Consider the following 23,568-nt stretch of genomic DNA (forward strand, 5'->3'; position numbering starts at 1 on the left):
TTATGAAACTTTTTCTAATGGCGGAAAGAATAATTCCTGACCTGGTTTTAACTGTCTGAAATTGACAAGGTTATTCACCTTAGCTACCTCCAGATAGTATTTGGAATCTCCGTAGATTCTTTCTGTTATTAATGGCAGTGTATCGCCGGCCTGTACTGTTCTTTTGTGGGTAAGATCCGGTGATTGTTTATCTTCAATTTTACCGGCAAGTTTCGGACTTGTTGATTCACTGAATGTTGCCTTTCCTATAGCTCTTAGAGGCTGGCCTTCGTTGTCAAATAGCTTATATTCTAAAGTTAATTCAGAAAGCACTCCTTTAAATTCAAAACTTCCCCAATTAAGGATAACATTATAGGGTTTATGAATAGAGCCTTCAAGCTCACCTGTCGCCTTATAAAAATCTTCAATCTGTTTTGTTACGGCCGTTTTCGCAAATGATTTTCCTCTAATTTTATTGATCAGTTTGATACCGGAATTCGCTTCCGTAACTCCTGTCCCATCAAATAGAAATTCTAATTGTAAATCAGGTGATGCTGATGAGGTATATCCTAAATTAGGTTTAGAATTACCATCTGCCTGGTCTTTATTATATTTCGTTTTATAGGTCATAGAAAAACCTGTAGGATTGATAAAAGCTTTAAAAGCACCGCTCTGAATTCTTTTATCATAATCAGAGTTTTCGTATGTTCCGATTGTCAGTTTTTGAATTGCTCCTCTCATTATCTTTCTTTTTTACGTTGTTCTATCTTTGCGGCCTGCTCTACACTTTCACTGATCGCACGCATAAGCAGTGCTTCATCTACCGATGCGGCAGTTGTGGTAGCTGTAGCTTTTTCGTCCACATTTATTTTAATGTGAAGCTCTTTTATTTCTATTGGCATTTCGTTTGTTTTTTAATCGATCATTAATATTCAAAACACTAATAACCAATGATTTAACATGTTTATTTTTAAAAATCCAAGCACATGAAGGGTGTGTTCAGTCTCTGTTGTAGACCAATCTGTTATTTTTTGTGAAAAAAGATTTGGGTAAAAGTTATCTTTAAACTAACACACGTTCAGGTGCTTAGATTTGATTTAGAAATTACAAGCCTAAGCTTGCTAACGATGAGGGTATTGTGAAATATCTATATTTCAGTTCTATTGTTTCAATAGCAAGTTTGCTTTCTTCTGCGTTGAATTCTGATACTTCCCATCTTACGGGGTATGCTCCCACTACATTCCAAACCATTAAGGGTGCTGTAGACTGAATTCCTCCTGAAAGAGTAATGATCAGGTCTCTGGGTTCAAACTGGAAGTTTTCCATCGCATTTCTGCACCAGCTTATCAATCCGGAACTTACGATTAACCCACGTTTAAGAACCAGATTAGGATATTTGGGCCTCAGAGGAAGCTGGTGTGTAAACCTGTTTTCGCCTCCTTCGGCATATTCTTCAGTTCCAATTTCTGTTGATAAACCAGATATAGATTGAAATCTGGAGTCAATACCCTCTGTTGTTGAAATCCCGTTAACAATAAAAGAGAAACTGGTTGGAGGATATAAAACTGCCATGATTAGTTATTTTCAATAGTTAATCCTTCGTGTGCAATTTCAAGCGTTTCAATAGCTACCTCATTACCTTCAGCTTTCAGATCTGTTGACTGTAATTTAAGAGGGAATGCATTTTTCACTTTCCAGGTTACGGCAGGTGCCCCTGTTTCATCTAAAAGAGAAATCGTAATAGATCTGCGCTCTACTGTACTTAGCTGAATACTCTGGAACCAGTCGAAATATTCATTATCTGTTTTGAAAGTTCCTCTTTTTAAAGTAATGTTACTGAAACTTTTCATTCCAGGCATTTTAATCTTGCTGAAATCAGGGCTCGCACCGTGTCTGTACTCAATTAAAGCTGCTTCAACATTTAATCCGCTGACTTCCTGAAAACCTACTTTTGTTCCGCCCCAATCTACTTCAAAGGCAAACTTTACTAATGGATATGTACTCATAATGTATTTATTTTTTAGTTGTTATTTAATTTAGCTTATGCTTCCTGTAATTTGTGTGAAAAACGTAGTACGATAAATTCAGCAGGACGTACTGCAGCCATACCGACTTCAATAATCATTCTTCCTTCTAAAATATCCTGAGCAGACATTGTTTTGTGCAAACCAACGCTTACGTAATACGCTTCTTCAGGCTTGCTTCCTGCTAATGCACCGTCTCTCCACTGCTGGTCAAGGAAATTTTCGATCATTGCCTGTACACGAACCCATGTATTGGCAGTATTCGGTTCAAAAACGAAACGTTCTGTAGCTTTCTTCACAGATTCTTCTACCATGTTGAAGAAACGACGTACAGGTACATATCTCCACTCGTTACTGTTTCCGTCTAAGGTTCTTGCACCCCAAACCAATGTTCCTTTTCCTGTAAAAGTTCTGATCGCGTTGATTGATTTTCCTGCTACCGCATCTACGTTAAGACCGTCTTGCGTTTCATTAGAAATTTTTACAACAGGTGCCAGTACATTACTGATTGCCAAGTTGGCTGGTGCTTTCCATACTCCGGAAGTACTGTCCACTTTGGCATAAATTCCGGCAATTGATGATGATGGAGCCAATACTACTCTTTTAGATTCAATTTCTTTTTTAGCCTGGTTATACAGCGCTGAACTTTTTGATTTCAACCATGCTAGGTTGTTTTCATTTTGAGGCATTGTAACATCTACAAGGACTCCTGCTGCATTTAATTCTTTATAGCTATCAATTTTAACATCTTTATCATCAAAGCTATAGCTTAACACGGTTTCTAATTTTGGATAATAAGCTGCTCCATATTTTAAACCTGTAGCATTTACTCCGGCTCTGAAAGCATCTGCATCTGCAAAAACATCCATAATAACGAATCTGTCTTTCAAATCTTCTGCCTGATCCAAAGCTTTATTGTATAATTTGTAAGCATCTGCTCCTAAAACTTCAGCATCCGGGAAAACAATAAGTGTTGGCTCATCTTCTTTTTCCAGTGATTTTAATCCGAACCATAGACCTCCGGCAACTGTTTCTGTTCCTAATGCAGGAGCTTTATCATAATCAGCTACTGAAACAATATAACATGGCCCGCCGCCATTAGCAAAATACATTTGCATTGCATAATGCATTTTATAAGGACTTAGCTTTGTATTGTCTACTTTTGCAGTTACAACAGTATCTTCAATCGTAACAGAGAACGCTGTTTTTTCATCTTTTGCTCCTCCGAAAATCGTTTCGAATTCCAACATAGAAGAAATTCTTGTCGGTTCATTTCTTGGTCCTTTATCCGTGTGCCCGATAAAAGCAGGAATAGCTGTTTCTACTTGTGCTACAGATGGTGGGAATTTCGCAATTTCCTCTACGTAAACTCCAGGTGTTTTGTAATTCATTTTTTTTAAATTTTAAAGTTAATGTTAGTTATTTTCAATAGTTAATCCTTCGTGTGCAATTTCTAAGGTTTCGATAGCTACCTCATTACCTTCAGCTTTCAGATCTGTTGATTGTAATTTAAGAGGGAATGCATTTTTCACTTTCCAGGTTACGGCAGGTGCCCCTGTTTCATCTAAAAGGGAGATCGTAATAGATCTGCGCTCTACTGTGCTTAGCTGAATACTCTGGAACCAGTCGAAATATTCGTTATCTGTTTTAAAAGTTCCTCTTTTTAAAGTGATGTTACTGAAACTTTTCATTCCAGGCATTTTAATCTTACTGAAATCAAGGCTCGCACCGTGTCTGTACTCAATTAAAGCTGCTTCAACATTTAATCCGCTGACTTCCTGAAAACCTACTTTTGTTCCACCCCAATCTACTTCAAAGGCAAACTTTACTAATGGATATGTACTCATAATTTATTTTTAATTTTATTGTTATTTAATTGATTTTATGCTTCCTGTAATTTGTGTGAAAAACGTAGTACGATAAATTCAGCAGGACGTACTGCAGCCATACCGATCTCGATATTCATTCTTCCTTCTAGGATATCCTGAGCCGACATTGTTTTGTCTAAACCAACGCTTACATAATAAGCTTCTTCCGGCTTGCTTCCTGCTAATGCACCGTCTCTCCACTGCTGATCAAGATAATTTTCGATCATTGCCTGTACACGGATCCATGTATTGGCTGTATTCGGTTCAAAGACAAAACGTTCTGTAGCTTTCTTCACAGATTCTTCTACCATGTTGAAGAAACGACGTACAGATACGTATCTCCATTCGTTACTGTTTCCGTCTAAGGTTCTTGCGCCCCAAACTAATGTTCCTTTTCCTGCAAAAGTTCTGATCGCGTTGATTGATTTTCCTGATGTAGCATCTACATTAAGCAGCTCCTGTTCTTTATTGGAGATTTTTACTGCCGGTACATCTACCAGGCTAAGTCCTAAATTAGCTGGTGATTTCCATACTCCGGAAGTACTGTCTACTTTGGCGTAAACTCCGGCAATAGCTGATGATGGTGCCAGCACCACTTGTTGAGACTCAATTGCTGTTTTAGCCTGGTTATATAATTCTGAATTTTTTAATTTTAATTCTGCTAAATTTTTAATACCAGCTGCACCCGTAACTAAAACATTAGCTTCATTAAAATCATAACTCAAAACCGTTTTTAATTTTGGATAATAAGCCGCTCCATACTTTAAACCTTTAGCTTTTACTTCTTTTCTAAAAATAGTATCATTGCCAAGAACATCCATGATAACGAATCTGTCTTTCATAGATTCTGCTTGATTCAAAGCACTATTGTATACAGAATAGGCCTCAGTAATAAAAGAATCTATGTTAGCATCAGAAACATTATCAGCATTTTCAGAAGCAAAACCAGAAATAATGTTAGTAGTAGCAAGATCTTCATTATAAGCATCTGCAACAACTTTAGCAGCAGCTTTAACAGCAGGAACAGTAGCATTGGCAACAGCAGCGGTTACTTTAACCGCGGCTACAACATCTTGAGCAGCTTTAACAGCAGCAACTTCGCTAAGATTTCCAGGATTGGTAACTTCATAATCAGCAGCTTTAGCAACGGCAGCAGCTACAGCAGCAGCTACATCAGCACCGTCAACAGCATTTGAAACGGCTTTAGCAGCAGCTTCAGCAGCAACAGCTACATTCCTATTATCCATGGAAGCTTGTAAAGCATCGTCTGCCGCAATAACTTCAGCAGCAGTGGCAACCAAACCTTGAAGATCCGGGAAAACGATAAGAGTAGGTTCGTCTTCTTTTTTTAGTAATTCAAGACCATATAATAAAGTTCCGGCTTCTGTTGTAGAAGTTCCAACAGTTACCTCATCATTGTAACCTCCAACCGAAACAATATAGCAAGCTCCACCGCCATTCGCAAAATACATTTGCATAGCATAATACATTTTAAAATCGCTTATTTTAGGTTGTGTGGCTGTTGCAACACCATCTTTGAAAGCTACAGCGAAGATTTCCGGATTTGCTTTTCCAAAAAGTTGTTCATACTCCAACATCGAAGCAATTCTCGTTGGTTTATTTTTCGGTCCATCCGCTGTATACCCAATAAAAGCAGGGATAGCCGTTTCAACTTGCGCTACGGAAGGGGGAAATTTTCCTTGTTCCTCCACGTAAACTCCAGGGGTTTTGTAATTCATTTTTAAAAAATTTTACGTTAATATTAATTATTCCTCGAAGTAAAACTTCGGGTATTTATTCGTGATTGATTTATTGATTTTATGGTTTAGAACTGTTGCAATTTGTGTGAGAACTTGAGCACAATAAACTCTGCAGGACGCACTAAAGCTATTTTGAGATCAACATTCATAATAGTAGTGCCTTCTACTCCCTTAACTGTAACTTCGTAAGCTTCTTTCGGAGTGCTGCCTGCCAACGCACCTTCCATCCATTGCTGGTTAAGAAAGTTTTCCAACATTGTTTTTGCCCGTAACCATGTGTGGGGAATATTAGGCTCATTAATAAACTTATCAAGTGCTTCTGTTATCGCTTGTCTGATCATATTATGATAGCGGCGTACATGTATATATTTCCATTCGTTATCTTTCCCTTCACTATTTTTATCTTTCCCTTCAAGGGTTCTGGCTCCCCAGATCAGGGTTCCTTTTCCTGTAAAAGTTCTGATCGCATTGATTGATTTTCCGAAAGGATCTATATTTAAAGCAGCCTGTTCGTGATCGGAAATTTTTTCTGTCGGAGCAAGGACATTGCTGATATTGACATTTGCCGGAGCTTTCCACACCCCTCTTATACTGTCTATTCTACCGTATGCTCCTGCTATGGCTGATGATGGCGGTAAAACAACTTTTAATGACTGTATTTCTTTTTTTACCTGATTATATAGTGCAGAATTAGAGGATTCTAAATTTTTAAGCGTTATTCCGTCTGCATCTCCTTTTTCGTCTTTTACCTCGAGAATTGCAGTTTTTAATGCCGTAAATTCTCCAGTGAAATCAGGTGTGTTTTCATCTGAATTATCCGGGACCATAAAATCATCTATTATTCCGTCATATATAGCTTCCAACACAATTTTTGCCTCAGCAATTGCTGCTGTTAAAGCATTTTTTTTATCACCTGCATCAGCATTTTCATTCACTTCTTCTGCTATCACAATAGCCTGATCTAATAAATCAGCAAGGACGTAAGCATCGGCAGATCCGGTTGAAATCTCAGCACTTGCCATACTTTTTAATTCATCTAAAGCAGCGGTCTCACCTGCATAGAAAAGAGTACTGTCCTGTCCGGCCTTTTGTAAACCGGTATGTATTATAGGAGTTTGAGTTTCATCAAAAGTATAATTCAAAATGGTTTTTAAGTGAGGAAAGTAAGCTGCCCCGTGATTGGTTGGGTTTATATTATTTCTAAAAGCTTCAATAGTAGTAAGATTGTTTGACCTGGTAACGGAATTACCGTAATAAGTGTCCAGTATAACAAATCTGTTTTTCGTCTCATCTTTAGCTTTATCAATGGCCTGGTTATAGATGCTATAAAACTCAGATTCATTGGTTAACGAAATAGCATCAGGGAAAATAATCAGAACCGGTTCTTTAATATTTTTATGATCAATTTTATTGAGCCCTGCTTCCAATGAGGATAATTGTACCTCTGCTGAGGTATAATCCCCTACGGAGATGATATAACATGGTCCGCCGCCATTGGCAAAATACATCTGCAGTGAATAGTACATTAAAAACTGTACCTGAGGTGCCACAATAGTTGTTCCCTGGCCTTCTACATCTTTTAACTGGATATTTTCTTTTTTTGCTTTTCCAAAATACTGTTCATATTCTAAAAGAGAACTGATTCTGAAGGGCTCATTATACCCGGCAGGAAGGAATTCAGTATACCCAATAAACGCTGGCATAGCGGTATCTATATAGGCAACTGAGTATGGAAGTTTTGTAATTTCTTCAACAGAAACACCTGGTGTTGCTGAATTTAACATGTTTAAAAATTTAAAGGGGTTATTAGTTTTTAGTTTTAGTTTTTGCTTGTATAATTAATCAACTTTAATACTTTGTATATTAACCTCATTAATTAATGTAACAGGGACCACATCCTTAGCCGCAATTTTTATCACACTGATTTTATATAAAGCAGAAGGCATTATTTTCCCGCCTAATAATCCCCAGACGTAACTTAGCTGTTCAAAAGGAATAGAGTGCAGCTCAATTCTGAAACTGAAGTTATTTTCCGGTTTAGTATCCACATATTCCAGAACATTTTTTGCCTGAAATACCTCAATAACTTTTGAAATACTCAGTAAAGATTTGCTGTACGTACTTCTGTTGGCAGCAATCATCACATACAAGTTTAAGTAAGCCGGAGTACTTTCCTTATCGTATCGGACTGGATTGTTGTCTACCACAACCTGCTGATACCTTGATCTGTTTTTCAATGTCGATTCTTCCTCAATGTTGAGCAGACTGATTACTACTTTGTTAATAATTCCTTCAGCGTTCTCATCCTGTTTTGCGATGTCATCAACAACAGCAATTTCTATTTCGCCAGGAACATTGGGATCCCATAAACCATCCGGAGCATTTAGCTGATTTTTTAAAACTGTTAATACTTTATTAATCATAATTTCTGTTCTTAATTATTATGGTGCAAACATACAATCACGGCCCCTCAAAAGACAAATATTTTGGGTCCTCAATACAGTCTTTGCAGTAAATAGGATTTTCATTCTTATAGAAAAAAATCAAAAACATGGCGGTTAAATAGTTGAAAATAATCACATTAAAAACAATATTGAAAAATTAAATTTTAGTCCTTAGATTTCCCTTTCCGAATTATGGCTCAATTTTCGTCTGGCAATTGAGTACCATTCTGTTTTCAAAAATCATCGTATTTCAACATAAAATTGTCCATTCATTATTGAGTGTCTAAAATATCAGTCTCCCAAAAAAACGATATGCTTTTCTGATTAGGAGTATCCGGTTTTTTGTACCGATAATTTCTAAAAACTATAACCCTGCATCAGCAGGAAATAATTTTCTCTTTTACTGCAAAGACAGAATAGAGTGCCCTTATCATTCGCAAAATAGGACCTCTTCTTTCTAATTTTGACCCAATAATTTTAAAAACTTTAATCCTATGAATATTAAAAATCTTTTCAGCAAGCGCAATGAAATCATTGAAGGCCATTTTAACGAACTACGTTCAAAACTGGGTGCGGCCAATCAAAACGAAGAAGCGATTTTCTCTTTAAGAGAAGAAATCTGTAATGCATGTCCTTTAAAAAACGGCAACAATTGCAATGCGATGAAATGGCTTAATCCAGATACGCTGGAAGTGGTAGACGGTCCAAAAGATGGATTTGTCAGAGGCTGCGGATGCAGATTGAGCGCCAAACAGAGATCCAGATTTAGTCTTTGTCCTGCAGGTTTCTGGGGTGGAGAGTTCGACCAAAAGTAAAATTATTTGACAATTCCCGATATTTTATAATGTAAACCTATTTACTGTGAAGCAAGATCATATCATTCAGAAAGTTTTTGTTGAAATTACCGTGAACAACAAAGCAAAAGCATTGAGTATAAAAGATGATATTAATAGTTTTTTGTCTATTGATGTTTTTCCGGAAATAGAAAACCATATCAGGGCTTTAGAATATAAATTAGCCGGTCATACCCTGCAGATTCCGCGTTTAGAATTAAATGTGGATGTAAAAAGCAGCGCATTAAATATTGAGTTAAAAGATAAAATAGCCGAACTCTTTAAAGAAGAACTGTCAGAAATTACCAAACCCATTGAAACTTCCCCCCAGGAAACAAAAAATAATACTAAAGCTCATCTTGTAGATGATCAGGAAAAGATGCTCAAAGCTTTTATCTATTTTTTAGAAAAAGGAACTATGCCTTGGTGGAATTCGGGGAGCAATAGCATGACTATTTTGGAATCAACGGTTTTTGATCACATTATTTCGACAGGAAATTTTCAAAAAAGCATTATACCTGCCTTATCAAAAGAAAATGTCCGGAACCGGATAATCAATCAGCTTTCCAATGAACAAACTGCACAGTTATGCCTGGCAATTTTGAAAAATAATGAATTGAACATTAACCTGGACAGCGATACAATACGTCATCTATCGAAACTAGATCATACAGATAGATTTGCAATATGGCGATTGGTCTTTCATGTAATATCGGAGTATTTGGATACATCTGATAACCATCTCAGGGAGTATCTTTTACAAGAAATTTCAACAAAAAAACAGATTAGCTTATCAGCAGCAAAAAGCAATCATCAAAACAGGAAAACACTGGTTAAGATATTCCCTTTTATTACAGAAAACGAAATTTCAGAAAGCCTCACAACGAATGCAGCCGATCAGCCTGAAAATGTGAGAACTTCAATAGAAACCATTCAGGAAAAAAATGAAATAATTCAGGAAAGTGCAATCCGGGATGAAGGACACTATATTCAGAATGCAGGACTTATTTTAATCCATCCATTTGTCAGAACCCTCTTTGAACATTGTGAGCTCATTGACTCAAAAACTCAGCAGCTCACGGATCCGGAGTTGTGTGCCCATCTATTGCATTATATCGCAACCGGAAGAACAAATGCTCCTGAATATGACATGATTTTTGAAAAATTCCTATGTAATATTCCGATGCATCAAACGATTAACAGGCATATTAAGCTTTCACGCAAGCATAAAACGCAGGCTAAAAATGTTATAGAAAGTGTGCAGCACAACTGGGCTCCCATGAAAAAATCATCTGCTGCATTATTACAGAACGAGTTTTTCCAACGACCAGGGAAATTAGTTATCACTGACGCTGATTACACACTTACTGTAGAACGAAAAACACAGGACATTCTTCTGGAAAAGCTTTCCTGGGGCATTGGCCTTGTCAAGCTGCCATGGCAGAAAAAATTCATATTTGTGAACTGGTAATAACAGGTTACATTTTCTAAATACTCTAAGTTTTACCAATCTCTAAAGTTGCTGATTTTATATCAGCAATCCCCTTACTGCAATCCTATAATTCAAAATAAGCTTATGAAATCTCCTAATAACCATGAAGACCCATCATTAATAAAAACAAAAATTAATGAAAAAACAGAAATAGTCAATCCCTTATTTCAAGCCGATACTGTAAATCATCATTCTCTAAATGAAGAAATGAAATGGCTGCAATCCCTTATTGAAAAGCGATGCAAAGAATTATTTCTGGAAGATGAAACAGAATTAAATGCTGGTTATGAAATACCCGAACCCCCAACATCAGACGACCAATCTCCTTATTCGGTTACGGTAAACATCCATCAGCTTACTGTTGTGGACAGAATAATCTTAGCGCTGGGGATTGCTTCCGCTCATTATCCGTCCATCCTGAAAACATTTGTACAGATAGAAGAAAGCAGCAATGCATTTGCTATTGAAGCAGGTGGTGAATATGATAAAATCAGTCGCAGCTTTAAACCAACTTTCCAAACTGCGCTTTTCTTGCTGGCAGGTAAAGATGTATCACTGTGGTCACAGTATGGTGCACAACTCATCAATGGAAGTGTGCTGTTGAAAAATGATATTATTTACAACCGTTCTTCAGCAGAATTTATTCATGGAAAAATTGAATTGGATACCGCTTATCTCAATTATTTTTTATCAGGTCAAAAACCTCAACTGGATCATGGTTCTTACTTTCCCGGGAGGCTTTACAAATCTGATCTCACCATGGAAGATATTATTTTGGAAGATAATGTGAGGGAACAGATAAAACCCATCGGACATTATATAAAAGCATTGGAAAATGGCTTTTTCAAAACCAGTGAACATAGCTTTAAACCCGGTTTCATTGCTTTATTCTACGGCACACCGGGAACGGGAAAAACAATGCTTGCTGGCATTCTTGCTAATGCATATGGTATTGATATGTATCATGTGGATCTCTCCCAGGTAGTGAGCAAATATATTGGTGAAACCGAGAAAAATCTCGAAGTGTTATTCAACAGGCTGCAGGGTAAAAATTGCATGCTGTTTTTTGACGAAGCTGATGCTTTGTTTGGGAAACGTTCTGATGTAAAAGATGCTCATGACCGCTACGCCAACCAGGAAGTTTCGTATTTATTGCAGCGAATAGAAAAATTTGACGGATTAACAATTCTGGCTTCCAATTTTGAAAACAATATGGATGATGCTTTCAAGCGCCGTATCGATGTATCTGTCAATGTAATACGACCGACAGAAACTACAAGAAAAGCCCTTTGGGAGCATTATTTACCCCAGAATATAACTTTTGAAAGTGAAGACCTTTTAAAACATTTAACCAAAGAATACGCTTATACCGGTGCCAATATCCGAAATATTATGAAAAATGTTGCTATGGCATTGCATGACCGTAATGAAACTTCTATTACCTATTCATTAATAAGCACTTATCTAATGATAGAAAACGAAAAAGCTTTCGGAAAAAATCAATCCCGTCTCAGCCCATATGTACAAACCCCTTAGCACAGCACAATAAACACTCATCTAATAACCAATACCATGAGCAGACACAAAAAAACATTTGCACCCAGGTCCAGCAGGTCCGATAAGCAAAAAAACAATAATAAAGAGGATAAAGAGCAACAAGAGCAGATCACCGATCAGGACAGCAAAATATCTCTCGCCAAAACGGAAGTTACCCAAATAACATATGATCCTTTTAAAAACAGGGCATTCAGTAAAGTAGAAAAAAACGGATCTGTCATCCAATTGTTTGATAAAGGGCAGCATGTTTCAACACTTCATAATGCACTTAATAAATTAGGACATCAAACACCTGAAAACAAGAATCTTTTCTGGAATGAAACGAAGACCGGGATCATTAACTTTCAACGTAAAAATAATATTAATGCTTCCGGCACTTTTAACAGGGAAACCTTACTGAAAATGAATAAAGCATTGCAATTCTTAAACAGTGAGAAAGAAGTTGGACTTTCTGTTTCTGAACGTGCAAAAATGCTGTACGAAGCCTTTGAACACAGAACACTAGGAATTTTTGCCGGAACTGATGAAGATAAAGTTTTTACAGCTTTGGAAAAGCTGTCCTATGAAGACCGATACGAGCTTATTCAATACTATGATGCAACATACAAACCTAAAAGGAAAGTAGGCTTAGTAGAGGATTTATATGAAGAATTGGGTAACAAAGACTTATTTAAAGCTATACGGCTATTATATGCAAACTATGAAAAACCCAAATTAGAGCCAGAGCCAGAGCAGGCGCAACCTGAAGGCCAGCTATTGCAAGAAGTTACTATAACAGGTAAGGGATCATGGATTAAGCCTAAGACAAAGTATGCCATAGAAGGACAACCTATAGAGTTTGATTGTATCTATCAATATGAAACCCCTGTTATTAGTGCCAAAGGAAGCAACCCTAAAATGCCGGAAGTTGTCCGAAAAGTATTGATCCAGAATGATGGTAAAGTGTATAACCTGTTTGAATACCCTTTTAGAAAGGATACTAAAACATTCAGACAAGATGGAACAGTAATCAGTCAGTTTTCTATTAATACACATCAACCAGGGAACTATACCTTCGTATTCATCATAGAAAATACCTTAACAAAAGAATTCAGAGCATATACCAGAGAATATCAGGTTAAAACCCTTGAAGAGGCGGCAGCTGGTGATTTAAAACAGAATAAAATTCAAAATTATTCAGATTTCAGACAGCAGGTAGCCTTTATTGAGTTCAACCTTTCAAAAGGAGCTTCCAAAGAGCAGAAAAGCAATCCGGATTTCTACATTGAATCTGCATCATTTAGTGAAAATCCTGCAAGAGTGAGTGCTGCAGATATTAATCATATTCCGCAGTCTTATTATTCAATTAAAGGGAAGCCTATCCCTAAAGATCATCATTATTTCTGGTTTGCAGAAATCAATACACCCAAAGAAATGTTTGATGGAACAAGCGCATTACTAGGTGTAGAATATGCTAAAAATGCCACTGTACATGGTTATAAAAGAGGAGAATATTTCGGTAAAGATGGCTGGAATATGAATTCCTCCCAGACAACAGCTGCTTTTTTAGGATCACTTACAGGAGTTTATACCATTCATTGTCTTGTATTAGACAAAAATAATAACCTAACAGGGCAGGAAGCATCTTACCGACAAGTTATCTTACCAAGTGATGACTATCAGGCGTTAAAAAACATCAGAGAATATAAAAAAGAGATTGATAAAAGCTTTAATACCATTTCTCCAAAAACAGCATTGGCAATCAATGCCGTAGCCATTAATGAGGAAACTACAGAAACCCTGTCACTCAATTTATTTATAGGAAAAAGCAAAAAAAATCCTGGCAATTATGTACTAACAGATCTTACTCCAGGTGTACAGCATCAACGTACTTATGAAGGAAATAATTTAAAAGATCTATTTGAAGAATTTGACAGCAAAAACACGTATCCGGATGGCATTCTTGCTTATCAAATTCCGTCCAATACATTGGGATATCCTACTCTAAAAGGTAATTTCACTACTGACGGAGCATCGTTTTGGGAATCACTTTCTACCGGAGCGGGCTGGGCTTCTTTAGGATTGGCAGTAGCAGGATTGGTAGCCTCATTTACACCGGCCGCGCCTATTGCTCCTTTCTTATTTATAGCGGCAGGCGCCACAGGTGCAACTTCCGGAACGGCCAGTATTATTGATAAAGTAGAAAAAGGAACACTTACCAACGAAACACTGGCTTTGGATGTTATTATGATAGCCTCCAGCTTTTTAGGGATGGCAGGCTCATTATCCAGCATCGCTAAGGCATCCTCTATTATGAAAATATCATCAACAGGAATGCAGTATATTATTTTAACTGATTTTGCACTTAACGGTACTGCTGCTGTGATGATTACATCTGATGGTTTAGATAGTATACAAACTATTAAGGATAATAAAAACCTGACTACAGCAGAAAAAACACTTGCAATTGCTAAGGTTTTAAGCCAGTTAACAGTAACAGCAGGATTGTTGGTATTAAGCAGTAAAAATTTAAAAGGAGGAGAATTAGAGAAGCTTCCAAAGGTAAAAAGGCAAACATCTAAGCAAACATCAAAAAAACCTTACAATCCGGAGCAGCATAGTGAATTTATTGATACGCCTCATAATCTGACAGATGGTATATCTCCAAAACTGACTGGATTCAAGCAACAACTTTCAATAATACAACTCAGACATTATCTAGCAGAAAATGAACTAATAAATTTCAATAAAGCTTTGGAATCAGCAGATCCTAAAGTTTTAAATGAAATAAATAATCAAGACAAATTGATTAACTTTGTTAAAAGTTATAAAGATAACCATATAGCTTTCACACAAACTGTAAAAAACTTTGAGAGTTTCTTTGGAGATTATGGATGGTATAAATTTTGGGAAAAGATGCCCGATTTTGAAAAATCATCAAAAACTATTGATTGGTTAAAAAATAAAAATAAATTATTACCTACCGGTGATGCCACTCATACTGAACTTACCTCTATTCAGGTTTTCACAGTAGATGGAGGAATAGTGAACACTCCGGCACGATTTGAACCTTCCTGGTGGGGTAAATATAACAGTCAGGTTTATAAAGATTTAAATACGGCTTTAGAAAAACTAAGAAAAGTTAAAGAACGAAATATGAGTGGAAAAACAGTTCTTAGTGGGCGTATGGAAGGTTTAGATTATTTTAACTCAACTTTAAAAAATGGAAAAGGAAATGAGGTTGCTTTCAAAGGGATGGTCTCTGCTACATTAGATGATAAAGTAGCTGACGGATTTATTCAACTTTCAGCTAGGAATGTAAAAGCAGGAGAAAAAGTTGCAATTATTAGAAAAATCACATCACGAGGAGGTGTCTATATTGATGATTTGTCTGATTGGGGTAAAAATCTTGGACCCATAAGACACTTTGATGCAGATCCACCTTCTACAATGATACAGGAAGAAGTACTTATGAATGAAGGTTATTTTCGTCAAACATCTGACCCTAAATATATAAAAACTATCAATGACATAGAATATTATGAAATAGAGTACCTAGAATTACTAAAACCATTAAAATAAAAAGAATATGATTTTCGCAACAGATTACTTTAATTATATCCCAAATGAACTGCCTGAGTTTAATTTAAAATTACTTTTAAATATAGAAGATTTAAACAATTCTATTTTTAATGAAGTGTTTAATATCCTTAAGCCTCATCAGCAAAAAGAATATGTCACTTTTAAAGAGTCTGAAGGGGCCCAAAAGTACAGAAAAGAAAGAAATGCTAAATTACCTTATGTAGATTTTAACAATTTACCAGAAATCTTTGACGATGCCTTATTACAAAAAGTCATTCTGTATCAAAAAGAAGGAGAAATAGGAGGAGCCATATATGACTCATTATCAGAAGATCACAAAGGACAAATTGCACGTTTTAACTCAAAAATATTTGAAGAAGAAAAAGCCAAAAGGCGAGCTTTAATGTCTGACGAGGAAAAAAGAAAAGAAAAAGAATGGTGGGATAAGTATGATGCAGATCCAACACCTCGTTTTATGGGCAATGTAGGCGAACCTGATACCGTTACAAGCTATATCATAAAATACGGTGTAAATCCTTTAACCCGAGAACCCGAAACTATTGAAAGTTTTCAAAAAAAATATACTATCGATCCCAAAACAGGTGATCCTATTCCAAGGGAAAAGAATGAATAGTACTTTATAAATAAGTTCTAACGAGGCTATCTTTACAATGAGATAGCCTCATTTTATATGTAAAAAAATTAAAATGAATAAAAAGAAACTATTAGAAAAGAAAGATTGGGAATATTATGTTTTTGAAGAAGACAACAATATCGAATTATCTGTTCCGATTCCCAATCCAAGCCCAGGATTTGATATCATTTATATTCTGGATGAATCTGAAAAAGAGATGTATTTGCATACAGGTATCAAAGCCCTTGAAGATAGAATAGAAGATATGAAAATTAACTTTTCAAATTATAAAATGAATTCATGGAGATAATAATATCACATCAACTTAAATAAAACATTATCTCACATATAATATAAAACCACAACTTATTTTATGTTATGGTTTTATATTTAATTGTCTTTCTTCAGTAAGATATAAAAGTTATCTTTAATTAATTTAGATTAAAAATCAATATGACTAAAATTAAAATAAACGCAGAGATAGAAAAGGATGGAGAATCTTTCTTGTTCTATGTAAATATTTCCAATATATCTGAAGAGACATTAAAACTAAACCTGTCTAATAATACAGGTGGACTTGTAAGAGAAACAGTTCATTTATATGATAGAAACAAGGATCGATTACATAAAGGAGTCAGTTATATGATGCCTATAGATGATGCCACCCATGTAGCTTCAATTGAAACAGGAGAATCTGCTCAGCTTATTTTAAAAGCGAAACTTGAAGAAATAGAGAATGACCTGTTTCTCGATTTCAAAGGAGCCAATTTTAATGTCAAACAAGATGAAACCTATTATTTTCAAATAGAATATCTGGATGAAAAATCAAATATGGCGCCTTTCAATATTGACTAAAACACTCAATTTTGAAGAATCCTTAGACAAAGATGATTATACAACGATAAATTCGAATGATCAGAAAAAACAAAATAACCAGACAAAAATTGTTTGATGGCGATGAACAAGAATGCCTGAAAAAAATTTTTGAAATAGAAAATCAAAAAATTAAACTGATTGATTTTTACAACAGTCCGTTAAGAGATTTAAAGAAAGAAATAGATGGTGAAAGTTTTGATACCATCGTCAGAGAAAGTGAATTTAATGTAAGAAACAGTTTCATTGAAAAATATATATCTGAAGAGGGATTGGAAATTCATTACCTTAAAAAGGATGATATACTCTATCTGTTTTCATATGGAGAATTTCAGCCCGGAAGGTATATCTTATTTTTTGAAGGCATTTATCATTACATTCCTTAACGCCAATAATAATAAAACCACAACACAAGAAGTTGTGGTTTTATTTTACACCAATAGGCATCTTCTCTCCCATAAATATTTATCAATAGAAATAAAATCAGAGCAGAAATAATCTGCTCTGATTGATATTTTTCATGGTTTCCGTTTTATTCTTTCAAAGCTTTTTTCAACCGTTCCAGTCCTTCGGTCAGGAGCTGTCTTGGACAACCGATATTGATTCTCATGAACCCTTCCCCATTTTCACCATACATTGTCCCCGAATTAAGCCAGACTTTACCCTCCATCAGAAGAATTTTTGACAGTTCATCAGAAGTTTTACCGAATGAACGGCAATCCAGCCAGACCAGATAGGTCGCCTCCAAAGGAATCACTTTGATTTCAGGCAGATGTTCACCGCAAAAATTCTTTAGAAATATAAAATTCTGATACAGATAGTCTTTCAGTTCAGCCATCCATTCATGCCCTTTTGTATACGCTGCAATCAAAGCTTCCATAGCAATTGGATTAGGATAGCTGTTTTCCTGAAGTTCCAGCATTTTCCGGGTCTGTTCCAATATATTTTTGTCCCGGGAGATCAGATACGATATCGGCAGCCCTGAGAAATTAAAAGTCTTACACGGCGAACCACAGGTGACCGACTGAAGCTCATAATGCTGAGCTATTGAAATAAAAGGAATATGCTGACGGTTATTAAAAATCAAATCAGAATGAATCTCATCAGAAACCACCATCACGTTATTCTGTGTACAAATGTCAGCTACTTTCTCCAGATCTTCTCTTGTCCAGACTTTCCCCACAGGGTTATGCGGATTGCATAACAACAAAAGTCTTGTTTTCGGATCAGAAGCTTTCTTTTCAAGATCATCAAAATCAATGGTGTAATTTCCGGCTTCATATTTCAGATCATTGCAAACAATATGACATCCGTAATTTTCTAAAATAGTAAAAAAGTGATTGTACACCGGAGTCTGCAAAATAATATTTTCATCAGGCTTCACAAAAGTACGAATGATCGCCGAAAGTGACGGAAGAACGCCTGTTGCAGGCAAAAGCCACTCTTTTTCTATCGTAAAATGATGATTTGTTTCCCACCAATCGATAACAGACTGATGAAAATTCTCAGGAATAGTGCCATATCCGAAAATACCATGAGAAACCTTCTCAGAGATAGCCTGAACCACTTCCGGTGCGGTTTTAAAATCCATATCAGCAACCCACATAGGTAAGATGTCTGCCTTTGCCCAGTCCCATTTTACAGAATGTGTTCCTCTTCTCTCTGTGATTTCGTCGAAATTGTATTTCATGTTTAAGATCATTAATTTGAATCCAGATAATTCTTCAGGTCTGAAATATTTTTAATGTTAAGTTCATTCGCCTGTTTCCTTCGCATCATCAAAGCATACGCATTATTAAAACCGAGTGGTTTCAGCCATTCAATTCCGTACTGTTTCTGAAATTCCAGATTGACATAGTCCAATGTTTTTTCCGGGCTCTTAGAGACTTCTTCTATTGTTTTTGCCGAAGGTTTCAGCAAAACCAGCAGTCCGGTTCCTGTATATTCGGGGTACAAATCAATCGCATCATTCATCAGGGCATCAAAGCAGATTTTCGTTCCGCCAAGCCCCGTTTTTGTTTCCACTTTATAATCGGTATAGCCTTCGATGAGCATTTTGTAAATTTCGGCAAGAATATACTGTTCACCAAAAATTTTTGACCCGATTTTTATGGTTTGGGAATTTCCTTTGCGCGGATCTTTATATAAGTTTGTTCTTATTAAAAAGTCTTTAGCGATTTTCTCAGGAGTTTGTTTAAGATAATCGGCTTTATAATTCAGATCTGTCATGATTGAATCATTGAACTTCCCTGCTAAAAGATTCAGTGTTTTTTCCAGTTCAGGAAACTTTTCCAGGGTTTTTGTTTTGATCACCGGAGCAGCAAAATAAGGAGGAAAAATCTTCTTGTCATCCTCCAGAACATATAAATCAAAAGCCTTGATTCTCCCATCTGTAGAATATCCGCTGATGAGGTCCAATTCTTTTTCGTAGGCTGCTTTGTACATGATGGCATCACTTACCACCAGAGGATGTGCATCAAGCCCGTATACAGAACGGAGCCCCAGATCACCGTCCTGCCGCCCCATAAATTCGGGTGTAAAGCCTGCCTTAAGCTTCTGGTTTGAAGCCGAAGCAAAAAGATAAACAGCTCCAATAATCACCAATACAGCCGGGACAATATATTTTAATTTCTTTACAGACTGATAACTTAATTTCTGTAAAACGGCGATGGTTTGATCTAAAAGAACAGCCAATAACGCTGCCGGAATGGCTCCTGCCAGAATCATATTGGTATTATTGAGGGAAATTCCGCCAAAAATAAACTCACCCAAACCTCCTGCCGCCACAAATGAAGCTAAAGTAGCCACTCCGACATTAATAACCGCCGCCGTTCTGATTCCCGCAATAATGACAGGCATTGCCAAAGGAAGCTGAACCTTGAAAAGCAATTGTCTTCTGTTCATCCCCATTGCTTTTGCAGCCTCAGTGACCGCCGGATCTACTTCCGTAATTCCGGTGTATGTATTTCTGATGATAGGTAAAAGCGCGTAGATCAGCAATGCAACAATGGCCGGAGTTGCCCCGATCCCGAAAGCAGGAATCATAAAACCAAGCAGCGCAATACTGGGAATAGTCTGTAAAATTCCTGCAATCCCCAAAACAGAACCTGACAATTTGGTCTTTCGGGCAATGAGAATTCCTAAAGGCACTCCAATCATGATCGCCAGAAACAAAGACAAAAAAGTAAGTCCCAGATGCTGTACAACCTGAGTAAGAAGTTTCTCATGCTGTTCTGTGATAAACTGCCAAAAACTCTGCTCACTCATACAGTCTGGAATTTTCGGTATTCATTAAAAGCCTTCACCAGATTTTCGTAATCTTCGGAAAGCAAAGTATCTGCACTCAACTGCTGCAACGCATCCCATACACTTGAATTCTCTGAAAACTGAAGTTCTTCATAGAAGCGGCTTCCTTCAATCAGAGAAGTCATATCTTTCAGTCTGGCCACTTTATATTCCAGTAAAAGCCGGTTTTTGGCAAAGAAATTTTTAACAAAATCATTGTTGGGCTGGTACAGCATTTCTTTCGGAGTTCCTGTCTGAATAATCTTCCCCTGATCCATCAGGCAGATTTTATGGCCTAAATCAAATGCTTCCTGAACATCGTGGGTAACCAGAATAATTGTTTTATTTTTAAGCTCTTCCAGTGATTTAAATTCTGCATGAATATCGGTTTTGGTAATATTATCCAATGCTCCGAACGGTTCGTCCATCAACAAAACAGGTGAATCCGCCATCAGAGCCCTGGCAATTCCCACTCTTTGCTGCTGCCCGCCGCTTAATTCATTTGGAAACCGTGTAAGTATCTCTTCTGAAAGATGAAGTTTATGCAATAATTCGAGAGTTCTTCCGATTGTCTTTTTTTTATCCCATTTCAACAAATCAGGAATGACTGCTATGTTCTGTTGTATGGTGTAATGGGGAAATAATCCGGAATGCTGCATAACAAATCCGATTCCCATGCGCACCTCTTCCACTTTTTGCGACTGAATATTTTTACCGTCAATCAAAATAGCCCCGGAATCTACTTCAATCAGACGGTTGATCATTTTCAGCATGGTTGTTTTTCCGCAGCCGCTTGTTCCTAAAAGCACCAGAATTTCCTTGTCATTGGCCTGAAAAGAAATAGCATCAACGGCTTTTTTTCCGTTAAAACTTTTTGAAACCGATTCAACTGTAATCATAGGCAAAATTATTGTGCAAGTCTGATTCCGGTAAACTGCCACTGTAAATGAGTCTGGAAAAAATTACGGTACGTATTTCTGCTGTGTCCGGGCGGAGTTGCTATTGAAGCACCGCGAAGCACCATTTGATTCACCATAAATTTCCCGTTATATTCTCCCACAGCGCCTGCTTCTTTTTTATATCCCGGATATGGAAGATACGCAGAATTGGTCCATTCCCAGCGTTTTCCCCAGTCAAAATATTCTGATGCAACTTCCCATTCTGCTTCGGTGGGCAGTCGTTTCCCTTTCCATGAAGCAAAAGCAGAAGCTTCAAAAAAACTGATATGGCAGACTGCCTCCTCCATATCTATTTCCTGTAATCCGTGTAAAGTATAATTCATCCATTTTCCATCAATACAATGCCAGTATAAAGGGGATTTTACATGATTCTGCTTCACCCAATCCCAGCCTTCTGCATGCCAGTGTCTGAAATCTTCGTAGCCTCCGGCTTGAATAAATTCTAAATATTCCTTATTGGTCACTAACTGACTGCAAATTTTAAAATCATTCAGGTATACTTTGTGCCTTCCGAGCTCATTATCAAAACAGAACCCTTCCCCTTTAAACCCGATTTCATAAACTCCTTCTGAAAAGCTGATCATTTCTGAGTTGAAATCACTCTCGTTTTTTGAAATATTTTCTTTTTTGTAAGGAGGAAATAAAGGATTGTGTCCTAAAATATATTTGATATCTGTCAATAATAATTCCTGATGCTGCTGTTCGTGGTTTAAACCTAATTCCAGCAGAGCTTCCAGCGTTTCTGTAAGATATCCGTTCTGAAGAAATTCATTCATCTTCTGATCTACATATTCCCGGTATTTAAAAACATCCGAAACAGACGGGCGGCTAAGATTTCCCCTGTCGGTACGGATAACACGGGCACCGATGGTTTCGTAATAACTGTTGAAGACAAAATTATACTGAGGATCAAAGACTTCATACCCCGGAAAATTGGGCTGTAAAATAAAAGTTTCAAAAAACCAGGTGGTGTGTCCTAAATGCCATTTCGGAGGACTCACATCCACTACAGGCTGAACCACATAGTCTTCAATTTCCAAAGGACTGCAAATCTCAACGGAATGATTTCGGATTTCAGAGTAACTTTTTGTCCAGTTTTTATGAGGATTTGCTTTTACAAGTAATGCATCTTTTTTCATAAAAATTTATTTTAAATTATACCATCCAGATAGAATCTACAAACCAGTTTTTAGTATCTTTAATCTCAACAAGGATATGAAATCCTGAATCTCCAGCCAGTTTTTTGATGTCTTCTTCAGAAAATTTCTGAGAAATTTCCATATCAATCAGCTCATCTTTGTTAAATTGCAACAAATGGTTTCCCACATGAACTTCCTGATCACAAAGACTTACCAGAAAACTTCTGCAGGCTCCTGAAATAGGGTCATAATTTTGATAGTGCTGAAAATTTTCCACCTTGAAGTCAGCTTTAAGTTCCCGGTTGATTCTCGTAAGAAGATTAAGATTGAACGAAGCCGTAATTCCTGCAGGATCGTTATAAGCCGCAAGAATAGTCTTCGGGTTTTTCTTCAGGTCAAAACCTACAAGAAATAAATCTCCGGTATTCAGTTTTCTTTTCACCTCACTGCAGAAATGTCTGGCTTCCTCACTTTCCATATTTCCTATATTTCCGCCTAAGAAAAGGACTACTTTTTTCCTTTTTGAAATCCCGGTGGCTTTATCAAGCATATCAAAATACTCTCCTTCCAACGGTAAAATTTCCAGTTCAGGCAGCTTTTTCTTCAGGTTTTCCTGCAAAACAGAAAGAATATTTCCCGAAATATCGATAGGCATATAGGTGAAATCTGTTCCTTTTTCTACCAAATTCCTGAGAAGGTAAGATGATTTCATTGCATCCCCTGCTCCTAATTCTATGAGATCAAAAGATTCATTGATATTGGAAATTGCTTTTGCGAGTTCCTCTGTTTTATTCTGAAATATATCCAGCTCACAATTGGTAAGATAATATTCCGGCATGGCCATAATCTGCTGGAAAAGACGGTCGCCTGTTTTGTCGTAAAAATATTTTGAAGATAATTTTTTCGGATGAGCGGACAGGCCTTTTAAAACGTCCGAACCGAAATTATCGGCACCATCATCTTTAAAATGACAATCCTGTTTTAACTGTACATTCATAGTTTACATTTTGTTTTTGGTCGTTCATTGAATACAACTATCTTGCCGTCTCCGGAATTGCTTTCCGAATATCTATAAGCTTCTCCAATTCATCTAATTAAAGATAGGATTTATTTGCGGTTTTGATGTACCACATCTCATTTTATTGATAAAATACGGAACC

General features: G+C 36.7%; 22 protein-coding genes. 8 read left to right on the forward strand and 14 right to left on the reverse strand.

Annotated features, from left to right (window positions below):
- The 9 genes from FN817_RS12765 to FN817_RS12800 form a co-directional block, all read right to left on the reverse strand.
- Entirely contained in the window at positions 1–720 is a 720-nt protein-coding gene (locus tag FN817_RS12765; protein WP_142718275.1) for a CIS tube protein, read from the reverse strand.
- Positions 720–881, reverse strand: coding sequence for a DUF5908 family protein (locus FN817_RS23170; RefSeq protein ID WP_167498859.1), 162 nt, complete (start codon positions 879–881; stop codon positions 720–722). The genes FN817_RS12765 and FN817_RS23170 overlap by 1 nt, the downstream gene beginning before the upstream one ends.
- Before the next feature lie 202 nt (positions 882–1,083).
- A complete protein-coding gene (locus FN817_RS12770; RefSeq protein ID WP_047388278.1) occupies positions 1,084–1,551 on the reverse strand; it encodes a phage tail protein in 468 nt (155 codons plus the stop codon).
- A gap of 2 nt (positions 1,552–1,553) precedes the next feature.
- On the reverse strand, positions 1,554–1,985 hold the full coding sequence (locus FN817_RS12775; protein WP_047378138.1) for a phage tail protein: 432 nt from the start codon (positions 1,983–1,985) through the stop codon (positions 1,554–1,556).
- A gap of 35 nt (positions 1,986–2,020) precedes the next feature.
- The gene (locus FN817_RS12780; protein WP_142718276.1) at positions 2,021–3,394 is read right to left on the reverse strand and encodes a phage tail sheath family protein; all 1,374 of its coding nucleotides are present in this window, start codon (positions 3,392–3,394) and stop codon (positions 2,021–2,023) included.
- A 24-nt stretch (positions 3,395–3,418) separates the two neighbouring features.
- Positions 3,419–3,850, reverse strand: a complete 432-nt coding sequence (locus FN817_RS12785) for a phage tail protein (RefSeq protein WP_142718277.1) — start codon at positions 3,848–3,850, stop codon at positions 3,419–3,421.
- Between the two features lie 35 nt (positions 3,851–3,885).
- A complete protein-coding gene (locus FN817_RS12790; RefSeq protein WP_142718278.1) occupies positions 3,886–5,610 on the reverse strand; it encodes a phage tail sheath family protein in 1,725 nt (574 codons plus the stop codon).
- A gap of 86 nt (positions 5,611–5,696) precedes the next feature.
- Complete coding sequence (locus tag FN817_RS12795; RefSeq protein ID WP_142718279.1) at positions 5,697–7,415, reverse strand: phage tail sheath family protein; 1,719 nt, start codon at positions 7,413–7,415, stop codon at positions 5,697–5,699.
- 54 nt (positions 7,416–7,469) lie between these two features.
- Positions 7,470–8,054 (reverse strand): DUF4255 domain-containing protein, encoded by a 585-nt coding sequence (locus FN817_RS12800; RefSeq protein ID WP_142718280.1) that lies wholly within the window; start codon positions 8,052–8,054, stop codon positions 7,470–7,472.
- 515 nt (positions 8,055–8,569) lie between these two features.
- On the opposite strand from FN817_RS12800, the gene FN817_RS12805 reads away from it, so the two are divergent.
- The 8 genes from FN817_RS12805 to FN817_RS12840 all read left to right on the forward strand — a co-directional run bounded on the left by FN817_RS12805 (position 8,570) and on the right by FN817_RS12840 (position 17,411).
- Positions 8,570–8,890, forward strand: a complete 321-nt coding sequence (locus FN817_RS12805; RefSeq protein WP_142718281.1) for a hypothetical protein — start codon at positions 8,570–8,572, stop codon at positions 8,888–8,890.
- 46 nt (positions 8,891–8,936) lie between these two features.
- Positions 8,937–10,379, forward strand: coding sequence for a contractile injection system tape measure protein (locus tag FN817_RS12810; protein ID WP_142718282.1), 1,443 nt, complete (start codon positions 8,937–8,939; stop codon positions 10,377–10,379).
- Positions 10,380–10,484: 105 nt separating this feature from the next.
- Positions 10,485–11,936, forward strand: coding sequence for an ATP-binding protein (locus FN817_RS12815; protein ID WP_142718283.1), 1,452 nt, complete (start codon positions 10,485–10,487; stop codon positions 11,934–11,936).
- A 36-nt stretch (positions 11,937–11,972) separates the two neighbouring features.
- The gene (locus FN817_RS12820; RefSeq protein ID WP_142718284.1) at positions 11,973–15,518 is read left to right on the forward strand and encodes a peptidoglycan-binding domain-containing protein; all 3,546 of its coding nucleotides are present in this window, start codon (positions 11,973–11,975) and stop codon (positions 15,516–15,518) included.
- 7 nt (positions 15,519–15,525) lie between these two features.
- Entirely contained in the window at positions 15,526–16,152 is a 627-nt protein-coding gene (locus FN817_RS12825) for a hypothetical protein (protein WP_142718285.1), read from the forward strand.
- A gap of 73 nt (positions 16,153–16,225) precedes the next feature.
- Positions 16,226–16,462 carry a hypothetical protein gene (locus tag FN817_RS12830; protein WP_142718286.1) on the forward strand — a complete coding sequence of 79 codons (237 nt, stop codon included), beginning with the start codon at positions 16,226–16,228 and terminating at the stop codon, positions 16,460–16,462.
- Between the two features lie 143 nt (positions 16,463–16,605).
- On the forward strand, positions 16,606–17,007 hold the full coding sequence (locus FN817_RS12835) for a hypothetical protein (protein WP_142718287.1): 402 nt from the start codon (positions 16,606–16,608) through the stop codon (positions 17,005–17,007).
- A gap of 56 nt (positions 17,008–17,063) precedes the next feature.
- Positions 17,064–17,411 carry a hypothetical protein gene (locus FN817_RS12840; protein ID WP_142718288.1) on the forward strand — a complete coding sequence of 116 codons (348 nt, stop codon included), beginning with the start codon at positions 17,064–17,066 and terminating at the stop codon, positions 17,409–17,411.
- 146 nt (positions 17,412–17,557) lie between these two features.
- On the opposite strand, the gene FN817_RS12845 is transcribed toward FN817_RS12840, so the two are convergent.
- From FN817_RS12845 to egtD, 5 genes are read right to left on the reverse strand one after another with little or no spacing between them, the layout of a single operon-like run.
- Positions 17,558–18,715 carry a MalY/PatB family protein gene (locus FN817_RS12845; protein WP_142718289.1) on the reverse strand — a complete coding sequence of 386 codons (1,158 nt, stop codon included), beginning with the start codon at positions 18,713–18,715 and terminating at the stop codon, positions 17,558–17,560.
- 11 nt (positions 18,716–18,726) lie between these two features.
- Positions 18,727–20,292, reverse strand: a complete 1,566-nt coding sequence (locus FN817_RS12850; protein ID WP_142718290.1) for an ABC transporter permease/substrate-binding protein — start codon at positions 20,290–20,292, stop codon at positions 18,727–18,729.
- Positions 20,289–21,209, reverse strand: a complete 921-nt coding sequence (locus FN817_RS12855; protein WP_142718291.1) for an ABC transporter ATP-binding protein — start codon at positions 21,207–21,209, stop codon at positions 20,289–20,291. The genes FN817_RS12850 and FN817_RS12855 overlap by 4 nt, the downstream gene beginning before the upstream one ends.
- Before the next feature lie 8 nt (positions 21,210–21,217).
- The gene (egtB, locus tag FN817_RS12860; RefSeq protein ID WP_142718292.1) at positions 21,218–22,408 is read right to left on the reverse strand and encodes an ergothioneine biosynthesis protein EgtB; all 1,191 of its coding nucleotides are present in this window, start codon (positions 22,406–22,408) and stop codon (positions 21,218–21,220) included.
- 16 nt (positions 22,409–22,424) lie between these two features.
- Positions 22,425–23,405 carry an L-histidine N(alpha)-methyltransferase gene (gene egtD / locus FN817_RS12865; RefSeq protein ID WP_142718293.1) on the reverse strand — a complete coding sequence of 327 codons (981 nt, stop codon included), beginning with the start codon at positions 23,403–23,405 and terminating at the stop codon, positions 22,425–22,427.
- Positions 23,406–23,568 lie beyond the last annotated feature (163 nt).

This window comes from Chryseobacterium rhizoplanae (assembly GCF_900182655.1).
Taxonomy (GTDB): domain Bacteria; phylum Bacteroidota; class Bacteroidia; order Flavobacteriales; family Weeksellaceae; genus Chryseobacterium; species Chryseobacterium rhizoplanae.

Bases quoted from the DNA above. Each gene is read 5' to 3' on its own strand.
- FN817_RS12850 (WP_142718290.1), bottom strand. From the start codon at position 20,292: ATGAGTGAGCAGAGTTTTTGGCAGTTTATCACAGAACAGCATGAGAAA.
- FN817_RS12845 (WP_142718289.1), bottom strand. From the start codon at position 18,715: ATGAAATACAATTTCGACGAAATCACAGAGAGAAGAGGAACACATTCT.
- egtB (WP_142718292.1), bottom strand. From the start codon at position 22,408: ATGAAAAAAGATGCATTACTTGTAAAAGCAAATCCTCATAAAAACTGG.
- FN817_RS12835 (WP_142718287.1), top strand. From the start codon at position 16,606: ATGACTAAAATTAAAATAAACGCAGAGATAGAAAAGGATGGAGAATCT.
- FN817_RS12770 (WP_047388278.1), bottom strand. From the start codon at position 1,551: ATGGCAGTTTTATATCCTCCAACCAGTTTCTCTTTTATTGTTAACGGG.
- FN817_RS12795 (WP_142718279.1), bottom strand. From the start codon at position 7,415: ATGTTAAATTCAGCAACACCAGGTGTTTCTGTTGAAGAAATTACAAAA.
- FN817_RS12765 (WP_142718275.1), bottom strand. From the start codon at position 720: ATGAGAGGAGCAATTCAAAAACTGACAATCGGAACATACGAAAACTCT.
- FN817_RS12815 (WP_142718283.1), top strand. From the start codon at position 10,485: ATGAAATCTCCTAATAACCATGAAGACCCATCATTAATAAAAACAAAA.
- FN817_RS12775 (WP_047378138.1), bottom strand. From the start codon at position 1,985: ATGAGTACATATCCATTAGTAAAGTTTGCCTTTGAAGTAGATTGGGGC.
- FN817_RS12785 (WP_142718277.1), bottom strand. From the start codon at position 3,850: ATGAGTACATATCCATTAGTAAAGTTTGCCTTTGAAGTAGATTGGGGT.
- FN817_RS12800 (WP_142718280.1), bottom strand. From the start codon at position 8,054: ATGATTAATAAAGTATTAACAGTTTTAAAAAATCAGCTAAATGCTCCG.
- FN817_RS12805 (WP_142718281.1), top strand. From the start codon at position 8,570: ATGAATATTAAAAATCTTTTCAGCAAGCGCAATGAAATCATTGAAGGC.
- FN817_RS12790 (WP_142718278.1), bottom strand. From the start codon at position 5,610: ATGAATTACAAAACCCCTGGAGTTTACGTGGAGGAACAAGGAAAATTT.
- egtD (WP_142718293.1), bottom strand. From the start codon at position 23,405: ATGAATGTACAGTTAAAACAGGATTGTCATTTTAAAGATGATGGTGCC.
- FN817_RS12840 (WP_142718288.1), top strand. From the start codon at position 17,064: ATGATCAGAAAAAACAAAATAACCAGACAAAAATTGTTTGATGGCGAT.
- FN817_RS12830 (WP_142718286.1), top strand. From the start codon at position 16,226: ATGAATAAAAAGAAACTATTAGAAAAGAAAGATTGGGAATATTATGTT.
- FN817_RS23170 (WP_167498859.1), bottom strand. From the start codon at position 881: ATGCCAATAGAAATAAAAGAGCTTCACATTAAAATAAATGTGGACGAA.
- FN817_RS12780 (WP_142718276.1), bottom strand. From the start codon at position 3,394: ATGAATTACAAAACACCTGGAGTTTACGTAGAGGAAATTGCGAAATTC.
- FN817_RS12820 (WP_142718284.1), top strand. From the start codon at position 11,973: ATGAGCAGACACAAAAAAACATTTGCACCCAGGTCCAGCAGGTCCGAT.
- FN817_RS12825 (WP_142718285.1), top strand. From the start codon at position 15,526: ATGATTTTCGCAACAGATTACTTTAATTATATCCCAAATGAACTGCCT.
- FN817_RS12855 (WP_142718291.1), bottom strand. From the start codon at position 21,209: ATGATTACAGTTGAATCGGTTTCAAAAAGTTTTAACGGAAAAAAAGCC.